The organism is Bradyrhizobium sp. CCBAU 53338 (assembly GCF_015291665.1).
Classification (GTDB): Bacteria; Pseudomonadota; Alphaproteobacteria; order Rhizobiales; family Xanthobacteraceae; genus Bradyrhizobium.
Genome location: NZ_CP030048.1, coordinates 6,936,505 through 6,956,825, shown reverse-complemented (window position 1 = coordinate 6,956,825; position 20,321 = coordinate 6,936,505). Strand labels below are relative to the sequence as shown.

General features: G+C 64.0%; 22 protein-coding genes. 14 read left to right on the top strand and 8 right to left on the bottom strand.

Features of this window, described 5'->3' with window-relative positions; all coding sequences use genetic code 11:
* Nucleotides 1-16 precede the first annotated feature (16 nt).
* Nucleotides 17-2,233, top strand: coding sequence for an FAD-dependent oxidoreductase (locus tag XH90_RS32750; protein WP_194478348.1), 2,217 nt, complete (start codon nt 17-19; stop codon nt 2,231-2,233).
* A gap of 443 nt (nt 2,234-2,676) precedes the next feature.
* Here XH90_RS32750 and XH90_RS32745 read toward each other — a convergent pair whose 3' ends face one another.
* Both XH90_RS32745 and gstA read right to left on the bottom strand, forming a co-directional pair.
* On the bottom strand, nt 2,677-2,985 hold the full coding sequence (locus XH90_RS32745; RefSeq protein ID WP_194478347.1) for a hypothetical protein: 309 nt from the start codon (nt 2,983-2,985) through the stop codon (nt 2,677-2,679).
* A gap of 223 nt (nt 2,986-3,208) precedes the next feature.
* The gene (gene gstA / locus XH90_RS32740) at nt 3,209-3,823 is read right to left on the bottom strand and encodes a glutathione transferase GstA (protein ID WP_194478346.1); all 615 of its coding nucleotides are present in this window, start codon (nt 3,821-3,823) and stop codon (nt 3,209-3,211) included.
* Nucleotides 3,824-3,949: 126 nt separating this feature from the next.
* Here gstA and XH90_RS32735 point away from each other — a divergent pair, with 126 nt between their 5' ends.
* The 3 genes from XH90_RS32735 (at nt 3,950) to XH90_RS32725 (ending at nt 6,638) form a co-directional block, all read left to right on the top strand.
* Nucleotides 3,950-4,447 carry a MarR family winged helix-turn-helix transcriptional regulator gene (locus XH90_RS32735; protein ID WP_194478345.1) on the top strand — a complete coding sequence of 166 codons (498 nt, stop codon included), beginning with the start codon at nt 3,950-3,952 and terminating at the stop codon, nt 4,445-4,447.
* A 101-nt stretch (nt 4,448-4,548) separates the two neighbouring features.
* Nucleotides 4,549-5,919 (top strand): glutamate--cysteine ligase, encoded by a 1,371-nt coding sequence (locus XH90_RS32730; protein ID WP_194478344.1) that lies wholly within the window; start codon nt 4,549-4,551, stop codon nt 5,917-5,919.
* Nucleotides 5,920-6,071: 152 nt separating this feature from the next.
* Nucleotides 6,072-6,638: a PAN domain-containing protein gene (locus XH90_RS32725; RefSeq protein ID WP_194478343.1), complete on the top strand. Its 567-nt coding sequence runs from the start codon at nt 6,072-6,074 to the stop codon at nt 6,636-6,638.
* Nucleotides 6,639-6,645: 7 nt separating this feature from the next.
* Here the strand turns inward: XH90_RS32725 and XH90_RS32720 are convergent, their stop codons facing one another.
* The 5 genes from XH90_RS32720 to XH90_RS32700 all read right to left on the bottom strand — a co-directional run bounded on the left by XH90_RS32720 (nt 6,646) and on the right by XH90_RS32700 (nt 10,436).
* Complete coding sequence (locus tag XH90_RS32720; RefSeq protein WP_194482886.1) at nt 6,646-7,212, bottom strand: nucleotidyltransferase family protein; 567 nt, start codon at nt 7,210-7,212, stop codon at nt 6,646-6,648.
* A gap of 8 nt (nt 7,213-7,220) precedes the next feature.
* Nucleotides 7,221-7,568, bottom strand: a complete 348-nt coding sequence (locus XH90_RS32715; RefSeq protein ID WP_194478342.1) for an MmcQ/YjbR family DNA-binding protein — start codon at nt 7,566-7,568, stop codon at nt 7,221-7,223.
* Nucleotides 7,569-7,577: 9 nt separating this feature from the next.
* The gene (gene lepB, locus XH90_RS32710) at nt 7,578-8,357 is read right to left on the bottom strand and encodes a signal peptidase I (RefSeq protein WP_194478341.1); all 780 of its coding nucleotides are present in this window, start codon (nt 8,355-8,357) and stop codon (nt 7,578-7,580) included.
* The gene (gene tldD, locus XH90_RS32705) at nt 8,354-9,781 is read right to left on the bottom strand and encodes a metalloprotease TldD (protein WP_194478340.1); all 1,428 of its coding nucleotides are present in this window, start codon (nt 9,779-9,781) and stop codon (nt 8,354-8,356) included. The genes lepB and tldD overlap by 4 nt, the downstream gene beginning before the upstream one ends.
* Before the next feature lie 109 nt (nt 9,782-9,890).
* Nucleotides 9,891-10,436 (bottom strand): invasion associated locus B family protein, encoded by a 546-nt coding sequence (locus XH90_RS32700; RefSeq protein ID WP_194478339.1) that lies wholly within the window; start codon nt 10,434-10,436, stop codon nt 9,891-9,893.
* Nucleotides 10,437-10,884: 448 nt separating this feature from the next.
* Here XH90_RS32700 and coxB point away from each other — a divergent pair, with 448 nt between their 5' ends.
* The 9 genes from coxB to XH90_RS32655 all read left to right on the top strand — a co-directional run bounded on the left by coxB (nt 10,885) and on the right by XH90_RS32655 (nt 17,993).
* Nucleotides 10,885-11,739: a cytochrome c oxidase subunit II gene (coxB, locus tag XH90_RS32695; RefSeq protein WP_194478338.1), complete on the top strand. Its 855-nt coding sequence runs from the start codon at nt 10,885-10,887 to the stop codon at nt 11,737-11,739.
* A gap of 87 nt (nt 11,740-11,826) precedes the next feature.
* Complete coding sequence (ctaD, locus tag XH90_RS32690) at nt 11,827-13,455, top strand: cytochrome c oxidase subunit I (RefSeq protein WP_194478337.1); 1,629 nt, start codon at nt 11,827-11,829, stop codon at nt 13,453-13,455.
* Between the two features lie 65 nt (nt 13,456-13,520).
* Nucleotides 13,521-14,465 carry a heme o synthase gene (locus XH90_RS32685; protein WP_194478336.1) on the top strand — a complete coding sequence of 315 codons (945 nt, stop codon included), beginning with the start codon at nt 13,521-13,523 and terminating at the stop codon, nt 14,463-14,465.
* 7 nt (nt 14,466-14,472) lie between these two features.
* Nucleotides 14,473-14,637, top strand: coding sequence for a CoxF protein (locus XH90_RS32680; protein WP_148754405.1), 165 nt, complete (start codon nt 14,473-14,475; stop codon nt 14,635-14,637).
* 5 nt (nt 14,638-14,642) lie between these two features.
* On the top strand, nt 14,643-15,299 hold the full coding sequence (locus XH90_RS32675; RefSeq protein WP_194478335.1) for a cytochrome c oxidase assembly protein: 657 nt from the start codon (nt 14,643-14,645) through the stop codon (nt 15,297-15,299).
* 64 nt (nt 15,300-15,363) lie between these two features.
* The gene (locus XH90_RS32670; RefSeq protein ID WP_194478334.1) at nt 15,364-16,260 is read left to right on the top strand and encodes a cytochrome c oxidase subunit 3; all 897 of its coding nucleotides are present in this window, start codon (nt 15,364-15,366) and stop codon (nt 16,258-16,260) included.
* Between the two features lie 97 nt (nt 16,261-16,357).
* Nucleotides 16,358-16,759: a DUF983 domain-containing protein gene (locus tag XH90_RS32665; RefSeq protein WP_194478333.1), complete on the top strand. Its 402-nt coding sequence runs from the start codon at nt 16,358-16,360 to the stop codon at nt 16,757-16,759.
* Nucleotides 16,756-17,520, top strand: coding sequence for an SURF1 family protein (locus XH90_RS32660; RefSeq protein WP_194478332.1), 765 nt, complete (start codon nt 16,756-16,758; stop codon nt 17,518-17,520). The genes XH90_RS32665 and XH90_RS32660 overlap by 4 nt, the downstream gene beginning before the upstream one ends.
* Nucleotides 17,521-17,627: 107 nt before the next feature.
* Nucleotides 17,628-17,993 (top strand): nuclear transport factor 2 family protein, encoded by a 366-nt coding sequence (locus tag XH90_RS32655; RefSeq protein ID WP_194478331.1) that lies wholly within the window; start codon nt 17,628-17,630, stop codon nt 17,991-17,993.
* A gap of 31 nt (nt 17,994-18,024) precedes the next feature.
* Here XH90_RS32655 and XH90_RS32650 read toward each other — a convergent pair whose 3' ends face one another.
* Entirely contained in the window at nt 18,025-19,365 is a 1,341-nt protein-coding gene (locus XH90_RS32650) for a histidine kinase (RefSeq protein ID WP_194478330.1), read from the bottom strand.
* Nucleotides 19,366-19,452: 87 nt separating this feature from the next.
* Between XH90_RS32650 and XH90_RS32645 the strand changes: the two genes are divergently transcribed.
* Nucleotides 19,453-20,097 (top strand): response regulator transcription factor, encoded by a 645-nt coding sequence (locus tag XH90_RS32645; protein ID WP_194478329.1) that lies wholly within the window; start codon nt 19,453-19,455, stop codon nt 20,095-20,097.
* Nucleotides 20,098-20,321: the final 224 nt, after the last annotated feature.

The following is a 20,321-nucleotide window of genomic DNA, read 5'->3' as shown; positions in this document are numbered from 1 at the left end:
TAGGGGAGCAACCAACATGGCTTACAAGAATTTCAAGGTTGAGACCGATTCCGACGGTATCGCGCTCGTCACCTGGGACATCCCGGGCCGTTCGATGAACGTGCTCGACGAGACCTCGACCAGCGAGCTCGACGCGATCGTCAAGGAGACGACTGCCGATGGCGCGGTGAAGGGCGTCGTCATCACCTCCGCGAAGGACGCGTTCTGCGCCGGCGCTGATCTCTCCATGCTCGAAGGCATGAACCAGGCCTACGCCAAGGTTCTCAAGGAGCAGGGCGAGACCGCCGCGAACCAGATGCTGTTCGAGCAGAGCCGGCGCTTCTCGCAGGTGCTGCGCTCGATCGAAACGTCGGGCAAGCCGTGGGCGGCCGCGATCAACGGCCTCGCGCTCGGCGGCGGTTTCGAGATCACGCTGTGCTGCCATTATCGCGTGGCGGCGGAGAATCCCAAGACCCGTCTGGGCCTGCCCGAGGTCAAGGTCGGCCTGTTCCCGGGGGCCGGCGGCACGCAGCGCGTGCCGCGCCTGGTGCCGCCGCAGGACGCCATGACGATCCTGCTCAAGGGCGACCCTGTTACGATCGACAAGGCGAAGCAGCTCAATTTGATCCACGCCATCGTTCCGGCCGCTGACCTGATCAAGGCGGCTAAGGACTGGATCAAGGGCGGCGGCAAGGCTGTCGCGCCCTGGGACGAGAAGGGCTTCAAGCTGCCCGGCGGCCCGGTTTTCTCCAAGGCCGGCATGATGATGTTCCCGGCCGGCAACGCGATCTATCGCCGCGAGACCTACGACAACTATCCGGCCGCGCGCGCCATCATGAGCTGCGTCTATGAGGGCCTGCAGTTGCCGATCGACGCGGCGCTGCGTGTCGAGTCGCGCTACTTCACCTCGGTGCTGCGCTCGAAGGAGGCAGCGGCGATGATCCGCAGCCTGTTCCTGTCGATGCAGGAGCTCAACAAGGGAGCGCGACGGCCGAAGGACGTGCCGCCGACCAAGGTCAAGAAGATCGCCGTGATCGGCGCCGGCTTCATGGGCGCAAGCGTCGGCTACGTCTCGGCCCGCGCCGGCCTCGACGTCGTTCTGATCGATCGCGACCAGGAGAGCGCCGACAAGGGCAAGGCGCACGCGCAGAAGGTGATCGAGGACCAGATCAAGAAGGGTCGCGCCAAGCCTGAGGATGCCGAGAAGCTGCTCGCGCGCATCACGCCGACCGCGGACTATGCCGCGCTGAAGGACGTCGACCTCGTCATCGAGGCCGTGTTCGAGGACCGCAAGGTCAAGGCTGACACCTTTGCCAAGGCGCAGGAATATTTGAAGCCCGACGTGATCTTCGCGTCGAACACCTCGACGCTGCCGATCACCTCGCTGGCCGAGAGCTTCAAGGACCAGGGCAAGTTCGTCGGTATCCACTTCTTCTCGCCGGTCGAGAAGATGATGCTGGTCGAGATCATTCTCGGCAAGAACACCGGCGACGTCGCGCTCGCGACTGCGCTGGATTACGTCCGGCAGATCGGCAAGACACCGATCGTGGTCAACGACTCCAGAGGCTTCTTCGCCAACCGCTGCGTCGGCCGTTACGTCGCCGAGGGCAACGAGATGTTCCTCGAAGGCGTGCCGCCGGCGATGATCGAGAACTGCGCCAAGATGGCCGGCATGCCGGTCGGCCCGCTCTCGCTGTCGGACGAAGTCGCGCTCGACCTCGGCCTGAAGATCATGAAGGCGACCGAAGCCGATCTAGGCCCGAACGCCATCAATCCCGATCAGAAGAAGCTGATGGTGGAGATGGTCGAGACGCAAGGGCGTCTTGGTCGCAAGAACAGCAAGGGCTTCTACGACTATCCCGAGAAGGGCAAGGGCCAGAAGAGTCTGTGGCCGGGGCTCTCGGCGCTGCAGCCGAAGCAGCTCGATCCTGACACGCTCGACGTCGAGGAGCTGAAGCAGCGCTTCCTGGTCGTGCAGGCTGTGGAAGCGGCGCGCACCGTCGAGGATCACGTCATCACCGATCCCCGCGAGGCGGATGTCGGTTCGATCCTCGGCTTCGGCTTCGCGCCGTTCACCGGCGGCACGCTGTCCTACATCGACTTCATGGGCACGAAGAAGTTCGTCGAGCTCTGCCACAGGCTGGAAGCGAAGTACGGCTCGCGCTTCACGCCGCCGAAGCTGCTCGAAGACATGGCGGCGAAGGGCGAGACATTCTACGGCCGCTTCGCGCCGAAGAAGGCCGCGGCCGCCTGATCAATTGGAGTCGTTCGAGACAACAGGCCGGATCGTCGATCCGGCCTTTTTCTTTTGGCGCAATGTCCTCACGGTTGCGTCAGGATCTCCCCGGTTGTGGAACCCGTCACAGAAATCGCGTAGGAGCCGTGCAACAGTCCCGCTGCCGCGCGTCGCACAATTGTCATGGACGCGACAAAGCGGCGCCGTTCTTTTGCTCGGCCCTGGCACTAGTCTTGCTGAGGGTCAGGGTCACGAATCGCGTTGGGACGCTTGCCGGGCCATCGGCAAGTTGAAGAAATAAGAAAGTGTCCTTGATGAATTCTTTGGTGCTGCGGAAGACCGCGCTCTGTCGCGATCTCACCGCGAAATACGCCGTTGCGCCCACGTTTGGCCGTCTCTCGCCTATGCAGAAGCCGGCGCGGCTGCGCCGCAAGGGACCGCTGCTTTGGGCCGCGTTGGCATTACTCGTGCTGGCGGGGGATTTTCTGCTCGCTTATCTTGCGTGGCTGGCCGTCGACTTCCTCATGGGGTGAGGCCTCGCGCGCCTGCAACAGATACGCAGCTGCAAAGTAGGCGAGCTGAGAAACGGCAAGGCAGACCGCAATGATGATCACGCCCGCCAGCATTCCGAACTGATAGGCGTGCAGAATTACTGCCGAGAAGACCGCGATGAGTGGCGAGAACACGACCAGCGCCCAGATCCTGAATACGTAACCTGTCGCTATTCCCACCAATGCGCTTGCAACGATCAGGACGATGGCAATCGTCAAGTTCAACTCCGATGAGAGTCCAAAAATTCTTCAATGAATTCGACCACGCTCGCCCGCTTCACGGGCAGAGACAAGACAGCACCACTTACGTTTGGCGAACAGTAGTTCATAAGTCTAATTAAGGTACGATGATCCGACGAAGCGGGCTCGGTTTCAGCGCGTCGGCGGTAAAAAGGGCCGGATCATCGACCCGGCCCTTGATGACTGATGGTTTTTGCGCGCCTTAGGCGGCCTGCGCCAGCCCTTCCTTCTTCAACGCCTCCTGCACCTTCGGCCGTGCCGCGACGCGGGCCTTGTAGGCGGTGAGGTGAGGCATGGCGGAGAGGTCGAACTTCATCCGGTCGCCCCAGGTCAGCATCGTGAAGAGATAGCCGTCGGCGACCGAGAACTGCTTGCCCATGAGGTAGTCTTTGCCGGCGAGCTCGCTGTCGATATGCTTCAGCTTGCCCATGACGCGATCCCTGAAGAACGCCTTGGCGTCGTCGTTCAGCGCCGGCGCGAACATCGGGCCAAAACTCTTGTGCACCTCGGAGGTGAGGAAGTTCAGCCATTCGAGCAGCTTGTAGCGCTCGGAACTGTCGCGCGCGGGCGCCAGTGCTTTGGCCGGGGCCTTGTCGGCGATCATCTGGACAATGACCGGGCCTTCGGTCACGATCTCCCCGCTGTCGAGGCCCAGCGCGGGGACCTGACCCTTCGGATTGACCTTCAGATAGTCTTCACCGTTCTCGAGCTTCTTGGCCCGGATATCGACCTTGACCAACTCATAAGGCAGGTCGGCCTCGAGGAGTGCGATATGGGGGGACAGCGAGCAGGCGCCGGGCGAGTAATACAGTTTCATGGAATTTCCTCCTCTTGACGCTTGGTTGGGGCGAAGGAACGCCTACATGCATCTGCATGCAATAGTCAAGATTGATGCAGGTGCATCGAGTGGGGTAAGAAGCGGACGACGAGTTTGAGCGGGACCATGAAACGTAAACCATCGACCGAGGCAACCAGCGCCTGGATCCGCCTGATGCGGGTACAGAGCCGCGTGCTCGACTGTGTCGAGCAGGATCTGAAGAAGGCCGGGTTCCCGCCGCTCGCCTGGTACGACGCGCTCCTCGAATTGTCGCGCGCCCCGAGCGGGGAGCTGCGGCCGGTGGAACTCGAGCGGCAGATGCTGATCCCGCAATACTCCACCTCGCGATTGATTGATCGCCTCGTCGACGAAGGCCTCGCCTCGCGGCGCGAATGCAAGATCGACAAGCGCGGCCAGTTCGTCGAGATCACGGAGGCCGGCCGCGAGCTGCAGAAGCGGATGTGGGGCGCCTACTCGGCCGCGATCGAGAAATATGTCGGCTCGAAACTGTCCGATGCCGATGCCCTCAAGCTCAGCGGTCTGCTCGACCGGCTGGGTTGCTCGTGCGGCGAGATGAAGCTGCCGCCCGTCGCCAACGTCAACGAAACCTCGCCGTCGCGATGACCGCGCGGCTCACAAGCTCGTCCGCGCGCCCGGTGGGTTCGCGGACCATCCCCGTCACCCGCGCGCCTTCGGTCGAAGCGCCCTTTTGATTAGAGTTTGATATGGCGCGAGACCAGATCGATATGACGCCGCTGCAATCGCGCGACGAGCTCGTTGCGTGGTTCGAGGCCGGCTGCAAGGACCCGTCCGAATTCCGCATGGGTACCGAGCACGAGAAGACGCCGTTCACGCTCGAGGGCCACCGCCCCGTGCCCTACGAAGGCGCACGCGGCATCGGCGCGCTGCTCGAAGGCATGAAGCTCCTGCTCGGCTGGGAGCCGATCATGGAGAAGGGCAACATCATCGGCCTCTACGACGTCACCGGCGGCGGCGCGATCTCGCTGGAGCCCGGCGGACAGTTCGAGCTTTCGGGTGCACCGGTCGAGAACGTGCACCAAACCCAGAGCGAGCTGATGGCGCATCTGGCGCAAGTGCGCGAGATCGCGACCCCGCTCGGCATCGGCTTCCTCGGCCTCGGCATGACGCCGTCCTGGTCGCGCGCCGACATCCCGGTGATGCCCAAGGGTCGCTACAAGATCATGACCAATTACATGCCGAAGGTCGGTCAATACGGCCTCGACATGATGTACCGGACCTGCACGGTGCAGACCAATCTCGACTTCTCCTCCGAAACCGACATGGTCAAGAAGCTGCGCGTCTCGCTGGCGCTCCAGCCGGTCGCAACCGCCCTGTTCGCGAACTCGCCGTTCACCGAAGGCAAGCCGAACGGCTTCCTCTCCTTCCGTTCCGAGATCTGGCGCGACACCGACAATGCGCGCGCCGGCATGATGCCGTGGGCCTTCGAGGACGGCATGGGCTTCGAGCGCTATGTCGACTATGCGCTCGACGTGCCCATGTATTTCGTCAAGCGTGGCGACGATTACATCGACGTATCGGGCTCCTCGTTCCGCGCCTTCTTCGACGGCCGCAACAACAATCTGCCCGGCGAACGTCCGACGCTGTCGGACTGGGCCAATCATCTCTCAACGATCTTCCCGGAGGTGCGGCTGAAGCGTTACCTCGAGATGCGCGGCTCCGATGGTGGCCCGTGGGGCCGCCTGCCGGCGCTGTCGGCGTTCTGGGCCGGGCTGCTCTATGACGACGTGTCGCTCGATGCGGCCTGGGATCTGGTGAAGCACTGGACCGCGCTCGAGCGCCAGGCGCTGCGCGACGACGTGCCGCGCTTCGGCTTCAAGGCGCGGATCAAGGACCGCTATCTGTTCGAGATCGCCAAGGAATGCCTCGTTCTGGCACATGCGGGCCTGCGTCGCCGCGGCCGCATCGATGCAATCGGCCGCGACGAAACGCGGCATCTGGAGCCGCTCGACCGCATCATCGATTCCGGCCGGACCCCGGCCGAGGAGATGCTCGAGAAGTTCAACGGTGCCTGGCAGGGCTCGGTGGAACCGGCCTACGCGGAATACGCGTTCTAGATTCCGGCCCTGACGCGTGTTCTTGTCGAGAAGCCTCTAGGCAAATAGGCCAACGACCAGGTTTTAGGCCGTTCATCGCCCGTACAGGTTTGCGGCGATCAAATGACCGGCCGAAAAACCTGAGCGCCGTCAATAACTCGAAAGCTGTTCCGATGGGGAAGGGCCGCCTGCCTGGGGCCGTCATGGCCTGCGTCGTGGCCTGTGTCACGCTGCTTGCGCTCGCCTTTGCGAGCGTGCCCGCGCGTGCGCAGACGGCGTTCGACCGGCCGGGTGGCGACTATTTCAACACGCCGGTCACATCAGGCGATCCCGAGGATTGTGCGCTGCTCTGTGAGCGCGATCGAAAGTGCCGCGCCTGGAGCTTCAGCTATCCTGATATCGACGGCGCTGCGGCGGTGTGCTGGCTCAAGAATACCGTGCCGCCGCGACAGCCCGCCAATTGCTGCATCTCCGGGGTGCGCGGTGCCGGCGTGATCGAGCCTCGCGTCGAGGGCGTGGAGACTTCGATCGACCGCCCCGGCGGCGATCTGCGCAATTTCGACCTCAAGGAAGGCGAGGGCGAGGAGGTCTGCAAGGCCGCCTGCACCGCCGACAACAAATGCCGCGCCTTCACCTATGCGCGTCCCGGCTATACCGGCCGCGAAGCGCGCTGCTTCCTGAAAAAGGACATCAAGCCGCCACGGCGCAAGGCCGGGTTCATATCGGGCGTGGTGAGATAGGCAAGGATCATTCTGCCGCAATCACCGTAAGCTCTGGCCACAAGGCCTTCCATCTCTCGGCTTTCACCGCGTAATTCGCCGCGGAGAAATTGGCGCCCGGATTTGGCCGCGCAACCAGACCTGCGACATCGTCGAAGCCGTGTGGCGCATAGACGTCGAACCCGCCGTCCACGCGCCTCACGCCCACTTGCGTGTTCTGCGTGAGGAAACGGTCCATACCGTCGGCCGAGCACCGCAGTGGCGGATACGGCAGGCCATGCTTGGCCGGGTACCACAGATGCACGCGTGCCTGATTACGGATCTCGATCCTGGCGCCGAGATGATCGAGCCGCGCTTGCAGTCGGCGGATCACGGCGTCCTCCGCGTCCCAGGAGGTATCAGGGTCGAAGTAGAAGACGTCGTAATCGGCAATGCCGTGATCGATGGCGCGGCCGGTCAGCACGTTCCACACCGATTGCACCAGGCATCCAGAGACCAGCCACGCATCCGGCAGCGCGAGGTGGTGGAGCTCGTCGAGGATTGCAACGTTGACCGGATTCTTCAGTGCCAGCGCGAGGAAGCGGGCTTCATCCATCGCGAGCGTCACGCGCTCTCGCGCGCATCATAATCCGCCCGCGCCGCCTTCGAGGCCAGCGTGCGCCAACGCCGCCGCAGCAGCGGCTCCAGGATCGCGCGCTTCGCCTTGGACAAGCGGATCAGCACGATCGGATAATCGGCGTAGTGGTCGGTGAAGTGGAAGATTTCCGGCTGGCTCTCGACCAGCATCGCACGCTCGTCGATCGGAACATCAGGCATCACCAGGCTGTCGCCGTCCTCTTTCAGGCGCGCCAGCATCTTCTTGCGCACTTTCAGCGCCGGTGTGCCGTAGGAGGTGCCGTCCTCGACCTCCGGCCACGTCAGCACGAATTTCCTGACGTCGTCGAAGGTCACGAGCTCAGCTCAGTGCACGGCGGTGAAGAACCGCGCGAGGCGGAAGCCGGAGAGCCAGGTCCAGACCGGCTGACCGCGCATGCCGAGATCCCAGGAACCGAGCACGGCGTCCGCACGGCCGACCAGATTGTCGATCGGCAGCAGGCCGACGCCGCCGGAGCGCAGCGGCACGCGGCTGTCGGCCGAGTTGTCTCTGTTGTCGCCGAGCACGAACAGGTGCCCCGCGGGCACCGTGACTTCGGGCGTGTTGTCGAGCGGACCGTTGTCGCGCATCTTGAAGATCAGGTGCTTGACGCCATTCGGAAGCGTCTCGACGTAGCGGTAGGCGGGCTCGCTGCCGCCATTGTCGTCCTCGGCGGCGCCGACGCCATCCGGCTTCAGTTCGGCCGGACGGTCGTTGATGAACAGTTGGCCCTGCCGCATCTGGATGCGGTCGCCGGGAAGGCCCACGACGCGCTTGACCCAGGCCTGCGAGCGATCGCCGGGCCAGCGGAACACGACCACGTCGCCTGCCTTCGGCGTCTCCGCGAACACGCGGCCGGTTTCGGGCAGGTTGATCTGGATCGGCAGCGACGAGGTGCCGTAGCCATAGGGAAATTTCGAGGCGAGCAAGGCGTCGCCGATCAACAGCGTCGGCTCCATCGAGCCCGACGGCACGTAGAACGGCTCCGCCAGCGCGCCCTTGGCGATGAAGACGGCGGCGACGATGCCGGCGAGCTGCACCAGCTGGCTGCCCCAGCCGCTGCTCTTTCGCTTGGTGCTGACAGTCACTTTGTCCTCAACGCTCATGCGCCCGTTCCACCCACCGTAATGCGTTCCATCAGAAGCGACGGCTGGCCGACGCCGACAGGCACGCCCTGACCGTTCTTGCCGCAGGTGCCGATGCCGGTATCGAGCGCCAGATCGTTGCCGATCATGCGGATGCGATGCAGGTCGGTCGGCCCGTTGCCGATCAGCATGGCGCCCTTCAGCGGCGCGCCGATCTTGCCGTTCTCGATCTTGTAGGCCTCGGTGCACTGGAACACGTATTTGCCCGATGTGATGTCGACCTGTCCGCCGCCGAAATTCGCGGCGAACACGCCGTTCTTCACCGACGCCAAAATCTCGGCCGGGTCGCGATCGCCTGCGAGCATGTAGGTGTTGGTCATGCGCGGCATCGGTACATGGGCGTAGCCCTGGCGACGGCCGTTGCCGGTCGGCTTCATGTTCATCAGCCGCGCGTTCTGGCGGTCCTGCATGTAGCCGACGAGAATGCCGTCCTCGATCAGAACGGTGCGATTGGTCGGCGTGCCCTCGTCGTCGATCGACAGCGAGCCGCGGCGCGAGGCAATGGTGCCGTCGTCGATCACGGTGACGCCCTTGGCGGCGACCTGCTGGCCCATCAGGCCGGCGAACGCCGACGTCTTCTTGCGGTTGAAGTCGCCTTCGAGGCCGTGACCGACCGCTTCATGCAGCATCACGCCGGGCCAGCCGGCGCCGAGCACGACGTCCATCTCGCCGGCGGGGGCGGGAATCGATTCCAGATTCACCAGCGCCTCGCGCAGCGCGCCGTCGGCGGCATCGCGCCAGGACCTGGTCTCGATGAATTCGGCATAGCCGGCGCGACCGCCATAGCCCTTGCTGCCGCTCTCCTGGCGGTCGCCTTGTCCAGCGACGACGGAGACATTGACGCGCACCAGCGGGCGGATGTCGCGGTAGCTCTCGCCGTCGGGCCGCAGGATCTCGACCACCTGCCAGGTCGCACCCAGGCTGACGCTGACCTGCCGCACCCGAGGATCCTTGTCGCGCAGGTACGCGTCGATTTCGGCAAGCAGCTTGACCTTGGTCTCGAAGCCCGGAGCGTCGAGCGGATTCTCATCGCCATAGAGCCGCACATTGGTGTGCGGAGGCGGGGCCGCGAAGCTGCCGGAATAGCCGCCGCGCACGGCCGCGACCGCATCGGCCGCGCGAATCAGCGCCGGCAGCGACACGTCGGAGGAATGCGCATAGCCGACCGCGTCGTCCTTGACGGCGCGCAGGCCAAAACCTTGCGAGGTGTCGTAGGTCGCCTGCTTCAGCCGCCCATTGTCGAACATCAGCGCTTCGGTCTGGCTGTATTCCAGGAACAATTCGCCGTCGTCGGCTCCGGCAAGGCCGCGTGCGACCTCGTTGCGAACCTGGTCGCGGTCGAGATTGGCGCGGTCGAGCAGGGAGGTTGTGGCAGGGTTGGTCATGCGTCCGTCCATTATCGGGGGATGTGAGGCAAGATAATGGTTTCGGAACGGTTCCGCGAGAGCGCGAGGCGTCACATTACGGAAACAATAGGTTCGCCGCGACCAGGTCCTACGGCAGCTTGTCGTAGCCCTCGCCGAGGCCGTTGAGGCTGAGCGGGAAGCCGATGCCTTCCTCGGGTGTCTCGAAGATGATGAAGGTCGCGGTCTTGGCGCTGCGGAGCTGGCTGAGCAGCTTGTCGTCCATGACGACCTCGGCGACGCAGCCGTTGGGCAGGCAGCGAACGAAACCGGCGCGACCGACGTCCTGGTTGTCGAGCTTCAGCCCGAGGCCGGAGGGCAGCAGCACGCCCAAGGGGGCGACCACGCGCATCAGGCGGCTCTTCTGGTCGGCGGTCTTGAGTACGATCACGGTGAGGCCGGCATTGGAGCGGTCTTCCGCCACCACGCTCTGGATCAGGGCGCATTGCTCGGCCTGGGCGCCCGGAGGCGTGTCGCAGCGGATCTGCCAGTCGCCATGGAGGGAGCGCACCGCGCCCTGCGCATGGGCAAGGCCGGGCACGGCAAGGAAAAGGACGACAGCCAGGAGGCCGATCAGCGTCGTGAGACCGTCATTCGGCCATAGAGCCGATCGTGCCATCCGTCTCGAAAGCCCCATCAGGGTCGGTCCCTCTGCTCGCTCGGGTCGCTCGCGCTGGTGGACTGATACGGGAATGACGGCGTCTTGAAGGCAAATCGCAAGCAAATTCCGCGCCGCCTTGGCCGCCATTGCCGCCACGAATCAGGTTCCTGCGGGGCCCTGCGCCTGTGCCTACAGCGGGCAATCCGGCTGTCAAGCCGCGGCATCCCGGCAAGCGGTATTTTTGTCTGATGTTACTGGGAAATATCTTGCGGGTGATCGCTGACAGAGGGGGCTCAAGACTGCATTGCGATAGATCAAGAATTATGGTTTGAGAGGCTTGATTTCGGCGTTCTAGCGATCTGGCCCCAATTCCTCTTAGAGGTATTCTTGAGCGGCGGTTTGTCAGACGGGCGGATCGAATAAGCGTTCCCCACAAAATGGGGGGATGCACTTGGGGTGATTTCGTAAGGGGAGCGCGAACGGCATGAGGATGTCGATGGGTCGGGTGGGCCGGCATTTGCTGGGAATGGCCACCATCGCCGTAGTGGCGGCTGGCATCATGCTGGCGACGGGCGGCGCGGCATTTGCCGAGCTCGGTCAGCCTGAGCCGTGGGAGTGGCACCTGCAGGGCTCCGGTTCCCCGGTGATGGACAACATCGTCTGGTTCCATAATTTCCTGTCGGTGCTGATCATCCTGATCACGCTGTTCGTTCTGGCGCTGCTCGTCATCGTGGTGGTGAAGTTCAACGCGAAGGCCAATCCGGTGCCGTCGCGGACCACCCACAACACGCTGATCGAGGTGGTGTGGACCCTGGTGCCGGTGCTGATTCTGGTCGGCATCGCGGTGCCGTCGTTCCGCCTGCTGTTCCTCGAGCTCGACGTGCCGAAGGCGGACCTGACGATCAAGGCGACCGGCAAGCAGTGGTACTGGTCCTACGCCTATCCCGACAACGGCAAGTTCGAGTTCGACTCGCTGATGGCCCAGGACAAGCAGCCCCGCCTGCTCGGCGTCGACAACGAGATGGTGGTGCCGGTCAACAAGGTGATTCGCGTTCAGGTCACCGGCGCCGACGTCATCCACGCGTTTGCGCTGCCGGCGTTCGGCGTCAAGATCGATGCCATTCCGGGCCGGCTGAACGAGACCTGGTTCAAGGCCACCAAGACCGGCATGTTCTACGGCCAGTGCTCGGAGCTTTGCGGCAAGGACCACGCCTTCATGCCGATCGCGATCCGCGTGGTGAACGACCAGGATTTCGCCTCCTGGGTTGAATCGGCGAAGAAGAAGTTTGCGAGCGGCGACACCAGCACCTTCGCCTCCGCAGCCGGCCCGACGCAGTAAGCGCCGGGCGACGGCTTGAGGGACTGAAAGCGACATAAAGGGCGGGACCTCCAACGGTCCGAACGGGACGCAAGGCAGGATTTGAAAATGGCAACCAGCGCAGCGGCACACGGCGATCACGCGCAAGACCACGGACATGACCACGAGCACGCCCATCCGACCGGATGGCGTCGCTACGTCTATTCGACCAACCACAAGGACATCGGCACGATGTACCTGATCTTCGCGGTCATCGCGGGCATCATCGGTGCCGCGATGTCGGTCGCGATCCGTGCCGAGTTGATGTATCCCGGCGTGCAGATATTCCACGAGACGCACACCTATAACGTGTTCGTGACCTCGCACGGCCTGATCATGATCTTCTTCATGGTCATGCCCGCGATGATCGGCGGCTTCGGCAACTGGTTCGTGCCGCTGATGATCGGCGCGCCCGACATGGCGTTCCCGCGCATGAACAACATCTCGTTCTGGCTGCTGCCGGCCTCCTTCGCGCTGCTCCTGCTGTCGACCTTCGTCGAAGGCGAGCCGGGCGCCAACGGCGTCGGTGCCGGCTGGACCATGTATGTGCCGCTGTCGGCCTCCGGCCATCCCGGCCCGGCCGTCGACTTCGCGATCCTCTCGCTCCATCTGGCGGGCGCCTCGTCGATCCTCGGCGCCATCAACTTCATCACCACGATCTTCAACATGCGCGCGCCGGGCATGACCCTGCACAAGATGCCGCTGTTCGTCTGGTCGATCCTGGTGACGGTGTTCCTGCTGCTGTTGTCGCTGCCGGTGCTCGCCGGTGCGATCACCATGCTGCTCACCGACCGCAATTTCGGCACCACCTTCTTCAACCCCGAGGGCGGCGGTGACCCCGTGCTGTTCCAGCACCTGTTCTGGTTCTTCGGTCACCCCGAAGTGTACATCCTGATCCTGCCCGGCTTCGGCATGATCAGCCAGATCGTCTCGACCTTCTCGCGCAAGCCCGTGTTCGGCTATCTCGGCATGGCCTACGCCATGGTCGCGATCGGCGGCATCGGCTTCGTGGTTTGGGCGCACCACATGTACACGGTCGGCATGTCCTCGGCGACGCAGGCCTATTTCGTCGCCGCCACGATGGTCATCGCGGTTCCGACCGGCGTGAAGATCTTCTCCTGGATCGCCACGATGTGGGGCGGCTCGATCGAATTCCGCGCCCCGATGATCTGGGCGGTGGGCTTCATCTTCCTGTTCACGGTCGGTGGCGTCACCGGCGTCGTGCTGGCGAACGCCGGCGTCGACCGCGTGCTGCAGGAGACCTATTACGTCGTCGCGCACTTCCACTACGTGCTGTCGCTCGGTGCGGTGTTCGCGATCTTCGCCGGCTGGTACTACTGGTTCCCGAAGATGACGGGCTACATGTACAACGAGACGATCGCGAAGACGCACTTCTGGGTCACCTTCATCGGCGTCAACCTGGTGTTCTTCCCGCAGCACTTCCTCGGCCTGTCGGGCATGCCGCGCCGCTACGTCGACTATCCGGATGCGTTCGCCGGCTGGAACCTGATCTCGTCGATCGGCTCCTACATCTCCGGCTTCGGCGTTCTTATCTTCCTCTACTGCGTGTTCGACGCCTTCATGAAGAAGGTCCCGGCGGGCGACAATCCCTGGGGTGCGGGCGCCACCACGCTGGAGTGGACGCTGTCCTCGCCGCCGCCCTTCCACCAGTTCGAAGTGCTGCCTCGCGTGCAGTAAGCGATGAAACTCCCGCGGCGCCCGTGACGGGCGCCGCGGCTCGGCAACGAAACGAGCAGGTTTAAGTGTCCGTCCTCGATCAGAACGCCATCGACATCAATCCTCGCATCTCTGAAGCGGAGGTTGGTGACTACCTCGCGCTGCTCAAGCCGCGGGTGATGTCGCTCGTGATCTTCACTGCGCTGGTCGGGATGGCGATGGCGCCCGGACGCTTCCACTGGGTGCTGGCGATCACCTCGATGCTCTGCATCGCCGTCGGCGCCGGCGCTTCCGGCGCGCTCAACATGGCGCTCGAGGGCGACATCGATTCCAAGATGTCGCGCACTGCAAACCGTCCGATCCCGCGCGGCCGCATCACCCGGCCCGAGGCGATGGCGTTCGGCATGACGCTCGCCTTCTTCTCGGTGATGACACTCGGCATTCTCGTCAACTGGATCGCGGGCGCGCTGCTCGCCTTCACCATCTTCTTCTACGTCGTGATCTACACGATGGGCCTGAAGCGCTGGACCGCGCAAAACATCGTGATCGGCGGCGCCGCGGGCGCGCTGCCGCCGGTGGTGGCGTGGGCGTCCGTCACGGGCACGGTCGACGTCGAGCCGCTGCTGCTGTTCGCCATCATCTTCTTCTGGACGCCGCCGCATTTCTGGGCGTTGGCGCTGTTCCGCTCCGACGACTATGCCCGCGCCGGCATTCCGATGCTGCCCAACGTCGCCGGTCCGGACGCGACCCGCCTCCAGATCCTGCTCTACACCATCGTGCTGATCGCGGTCGCCGCGGCACCCTGGGCGCTCGGCTATTTCGATGCCATCTACGGCGTGACCTCGCTGGTGCTCGGGGCCGGCATGCTGGTGCTCGCGATCAACGTCTACATGCGCCGCGAACGCAGCCAGTCGCTGCGCGCAACGCGAAAACTGTTTGCCTTCTCGATCCTGTATCTGTTCGCGCTGTTCGCGACCTTGCTGGCCGAGGTCGTGGTCCGGGCGCTTGCTCCGATGGTCGGGGGCGCATGAGGCAGGAATGGCTGACAAACCCGAGCCAGATGGAATCGTCCTCACCGAGGCGCAGAAGAAGAGCCGTCGTCAGCGCTCGATCGCAATCGCGCTCGCGCTCGGTGTGCTCGTCATCCTTTTCTTCGCCGTCACCATGGTCAAGGGACCGGCGGTTCTAGTTCGCCCAATGTGACAGAGATGGATCAGAAGCCGACCATACCGCAGGATCAGAGCCGAACGGCCAGCAAGGGCCGTTCAGGGGCCTTGGGTCGTGATGTGCTGGTCGCTTCGATCTGCGGCGGCGTTGTCGCGCTGATGGTCGGCGCGTCCTACGCAGCCGTGCCGTTCTACAACTGGTTCTGCCGCGCCACCGGCTTCAACGGCACGACCCAGGTCGCGACCTCGGCGCCCGCCAGCGGCCCAATCGCCCGCAAGATCGCGGTGCGTTTCGATTCCAACGTCGCGCCCGGCCTGCCCTGGAAATTCGAGCCGGAGCAGACCGAAATCGAGGTCAATATCGGCCAGGTCACGACGATCTATTACAACGTGACCAACCAGGCCGCGCGCACCACCTCGGGCCAGGCCGCCTACAACGTCGCGCCGCTGACGGTCGGGTCCTATTTCCAGAAGATCAACTGCTTCTGCTTCACCGAGCAGACCATGGCGCCCGGTGAGAAGCGCGAGATGCCGGTGGTGTTCTATGTCGATCCGTCGATCGTCAAGGATCACGACAATGACGGGCTCAACACCATCACGCTGTCCTACACGTTCTATCCCGTGAAGGATCCGGTGGTGAAGCCGCTCGCATCCGGCGACGACGACAAGCGCAAGGGAAATCTCCAGCCGCCGGGTTGATGCTCAGGGGTTGGAACAAGGGGATAAGTGCCCGACAGGCACGGGATTGAGGAGACAGACCGCAATGGCTACCGCGCAAGGCAAGCATCACGACTACCATCTGGTCGATCCCTCTCCGTGGCCGGCGGTCGGCTCCGTCTCGGCCTTCATCATGGCGGTCGGCGCGATCTCCTGGATGCACCACATGTTCTCGGCCGCGCCGATCGTGTTCGGTGTCGGCACCATCGGCGTGCTCTACACCATGGCGAGTTGGTGGGGCGACGTGATCAAGGAAGCCCAGTACAAGGGTGACCACACCCGCGTCGTGCAGTTGCATCACCGTTACGGAATGATCCTGTTCATCGCCTCCGAGGTGATGTTCTTCGTCGCCTGGTTCTGGGCCTATTTCAATGCCGCGCTGTTCCCGGCCGATGCCGTCCACGCCACCCGCGACGCCGTGTTCGGCTGCGGTCTCGGCACGGCTGCCGGCGCTTGCGCGGTCCCGGGCACCTGGCCGCCCCACGGCATCGAGACCTTCGATCCCTGGCATCTGCCGCTGCTCAACACGCTGATCCTGCTCACCTCGGGCACCACGGTCACCTGGGCGCACCACGCGCTGCTCGAGAACGATCGCCAGGGCCTGAAGTACGGCCTGATCCTCACGGTGCTGCTGGGCGCGACCTTCACCTGCGTACAGGCCTATGAGTACAGCCACGCGGCGTTCTCGTTCGCCGGCAACGTCTACGGCGCGACCTTCTTCATGGCGACCGGATTCCACGGTTTCCACGTGCTGGTCGGTACCATCTTCCTGATCGTGTGTTTGGCGCGCGCCTATGCCGGCCACTTCACGCCGACCCAGCATCTCGGCTTCGAGTTCGCTGCCTGGTACTGGCACTTCGTCGACGTGGTCTGGCTGTTCCTGTTCCTGTGCATCTACGTCTGGGGACACGGTGCCGAGACCATGGCCCACGGCGCGCACTGAGCCGCGACGGATCAATCTGCAAGGGGCGGCCGCAGGGCCGCCCTTTCGCTTTCCAGAGCCCGGAGTCTCGTCCGAAACTGTGATAGGCTTGCTTGCGATGAACGATACCGCCGACACACCTCAGTCCCAACCCACCGTCCTGCAAAGCGCGCTGCGCGGGCTCGCCTGCAAATGCCCGCGCTGCGGTGAGGGCAAGCTCTATGCGGGCTTCCTCACCTTGGCGCCCGCCTGCAACCGCTGTGGCCTCGACTACGCTTTCATCGATGCCGGCGACGGCCCGGCGATCTTCATCATCATGCTGGCCGGCGCGATCGTGGTCGGCTGCGCGCTCGTCGTCGAGGTCAAGTATCAGCCGCCGTTCTGGGTTCATGCGGTGCTGTGGCTGCCGCTGATCCTGGCCACCACGCTTCTGCCGCTCCGCTCGATGAAGTCGCTTCTGATCGCGCTGCAATTCCATCACAAGGCGGCACCTGGCCGACTGGTCGACCGCGCGAAATGAACGAGACTGCCCGCAAGCCCGGCGTGGCCGGCTTCATGCTGTTCACGCTGCTGCTGACCGCGGCCTTCGTCGCGCTCGGTGTCTGGCAATTGCAGCGCCGCACCGCCAAGCACGAATTGATCGCTGCGCTCACCGAGCGCCTCGCAGCCGCACCCATCGCGCTGCTGCCGCCCGCGCAATGGGCCGCGCTGACGCCTGCGCGCGACGAGTTTCGCCGCGTCAGCTTCACCGCGACCTATGTGGCTGCGCCGGATGCGATGGTCTATTCCTCCGGCTCCGCGGTGCGCAAGGATGCCTCCGGTCCCGGCACCTGGGCCTTCCTGCCGGCGCGGCTGCCGAGCGGTGAGATCGTGGTGATCGATGCGGGCTTCGTCGAGAACACGATGCAGGAGCGCAGTGTCGAGGATCGCGCGGTGAAGAAGCTCGTCACCGGGGCGCCCGTCGTGCTCACGGGCTATCTGCGCTTCCCGGAACAGGCAGGCTGGCTCACGCCGGCGGAGAATCGGGACAAGCGGCTGTGGTTCGTGCGTGACCATCTTGCGATCGCAAGCGCTTTGAGCTGGGGCACGGTCGCGCCGTTCTACATCGATCTCGAACAGCCGGCGCCCGAGAACGGCATTCCGCGTCCGGGGCCGCTCGACGTGCATCTGAAGGACGATCATCTGCAATACGCCATCACGTGGTTCACGCTTGCCGGCGCGGTGCTGATCGCATTCGGTGTCTGGCTGAGGGGACGTGGACAGAGTGGTGGACATCCGTAGGTTCCCGGTAGGAACCCGGAATCATCCGGGCTTTATTATTCAGCCCATATTCACGAGGGTGATTTTAAGCCGCGTCTGATTTTTTCGCGGCAAACAGGATGGCTGGCGTGCGCGATTTCGATCAGATGGGACTCGTTGTCGATTGGGTGGATGCGTGTCGGAGGGGCGATCTCGCGACGCTGCTCGACCTTTATGCCGACGATGCCGAAGTGGAATGCACCTGCAACGGCACGCGTCTCTATCGCGGCCGGCGCGAGCTCGAGACCTATTGGGGACCGAAGCTCAACGCTTTCCCGTCAGCGGGTTTTGGTCTGGAGGAAATCCATCCCGCGCAGAATGGCGTCGATCTCGAATATTCCGTTGCAGGCGCGCTGCGGATTCGCGCCTCGTTTCGGTTCAGTGCGGAAGGCAAGATCCACAGCACGCTGTGCGAACCGGCTCATCAGGATGCGTACGAGGGCTGCGTCTGCTAAAGCGTTTTCGAGCGAAGCAACGCGGCACTAGCTAGATCGAGGCAGACCCGTCTCGTGCCGTTTCCAACGGCAGCCGGCAGCGCACATAGGTTCGCTCATCCGCCCGCAGCAGCGTCAGCGATCCGCTGAGCGCACGTACCCGCTCCTGCATCCCGGTCAGGCCCCGGCCGAAGACGTTGTCGGCGGGAAAGCCGGCGCCGTCGTCGGAGATCTCGATGGCGAGTGCCTTGCCGGCGATGCTCGCCTGTACATGGGCGTTGCGTGCCGCAGCATGGCGCAGCACGTTGGTCAGCGCCTCCTGGATCAGCCGATAGACCGTCTGGGCCAGCGGACCGTCGATCCCGTTCAGATCAGGGTCGAGCGCGGTCGTCAGGCCGATATGCGGCGCCTGTTTCCGAAAGTTCTGGAGCAGCGTTTGCAGGCTGGTCTCGAGTCCCAGTTCCTCGATGTAGAGCGGACGCAGCCGGTCGAGGATGCGACGGTTGGTCTGCTGAAGCGCCTCGACCGACCGCATCACCTCCTGCACGGAATTGCCGAGATGCCCCGTCTGCGGTGAAGCTTCGCTCAGCGCGATCGTGCCGGCACGGATGCTGAACAGCAGCGGGCCGAGTTCGTCATGCAGTTCGCGGGCGAGATCGCGCCGCTCATTGTCCTGGAGCGACACCAGCCGGTGCAGCAGATCGCGATTGTCCTCGCTCAATTGCGCGAGCGTTGTCACCAGCGCATTGGCCTCCTCGCAGCTCTGCCGGATTTCCGGCGGGCCCGCGACCGGGATCGGCGTCGTGTAATCGCCGCGCCTGATGCGGGTGAGGCCTGTGCCGAGATCTCGCAGCGGGCGCAGCGCGGATCCCGCGAACAGATAGGCGATCGTTCCGGTCAGCACCATCAACACCGCAATCAGGCCCGTCAGCGCCAGAAAGCCGATCCATTTCTCGAACAGCTCGGCCGACAGGTCCGGCACGAACACGATATCGCCGACACGCCGGCCGCCGATGATGACCGGAGTGGCCGCGTCTATCTCGGGGACGGCGATCAGGTCCACGAACCATTGCGGTACGCCATGCAAATCCTGCAAGCGCTCCCTCGCGGGTGGCGGAGGACCCGCTTCCAGCGGCCGGAATTGGATATCGGAGGAGCTGCCCAAGGAGCCGACAAAGGCGTCGAGCATTTTTTGGGGGTTGTCCGACGCGCCCAGGCTGCTGTTGAGCGCGTCAGCGACGGTCCGGGTCGAGCGTCGACCGGGCTCGTTCTCGTCAGCCAGTTGGCCGGCTGCAAAAATCTGCAGCAGTACGCCACCCAGCGCCAGGGCGGCGAGAAAACTCACCAGGAGCGGGAGAACCAGCTGGGTTTTAAACGAAAGTCGTTGCCACATTTGGGCAATTCTAACGCCCTCCCGCGGGATTTTCTCTTTCCATTTGTTCCTGCCAGTCTATGAGTCCAGTCAGCAAGAGAGCGCGCGATGCAAGATACCGCCAAGCCGGCGACCCGAGTCCTGATTGTCGACGACCATCCCGTGGTGCTGTCCGGTTGCCGGACCCTGTTCGCATCGGACCATTCGATCCGGATCGAGGAGGCAACCGACGCCAAATCAGGCCATCGTGCCTATATCAGCAAGCGCCCCGACGTGACGGTGATCGACATCAGCCTGCCCGATGTCTCCGGTTTCGAGCTGATGCGCCGGATCCGCAAGGACGACCCTGACGCCAAGATCATCATGTTCAGCATGAACGACGATCCGGCCTTCGTGGTCCGTGCGGTGGAGCTTGGGGCGCAGGGCTATGTCTCCAAGGGCGACGATCCCCGGATCCTGCTCAAGGCGGTGCGCAAGGTGGTCGCAGGCGACAATTTCATCTCGCCCCAGCTTGCGGAGGCGGTGACGTTCTCGGGTGCTGCGATCAAGGCCAATCCGGCCTCGCAGATGACGCCGCGGGAGCTCGAGATTCTCCGCCTGCTCGGGCGCGGCGACAAGATCGTCGAGGTCGCCGAGGCCCTCGGCATCTCCTACAAGACCGTGGCCAACACCACGTCCCTGCTCAAGCAGAAGCTAGGGGCCAAGAACCATTCCGACCTGATCCGGATCGCGGTGGAAATCGGGATTGGCTGACACCGTCAGGGACCGAACCGGCTGCTCCAGGATGCAGCCGGCTCAGTCGACGGATCGGCGTCGCCGCGCGTCCGGGCAATGCGTGGACGACGGCTGATACCATCCGCGGACACAATGGGCCGACGCGCCGTTCGTTCCTTTCCCGGCGCGGCACTTCGGGAAAAACAGGTATCGAAGGCCGCCCAAGCCGTGCGCTGGTATCGGATGCAACCGAGGCGCGTCAG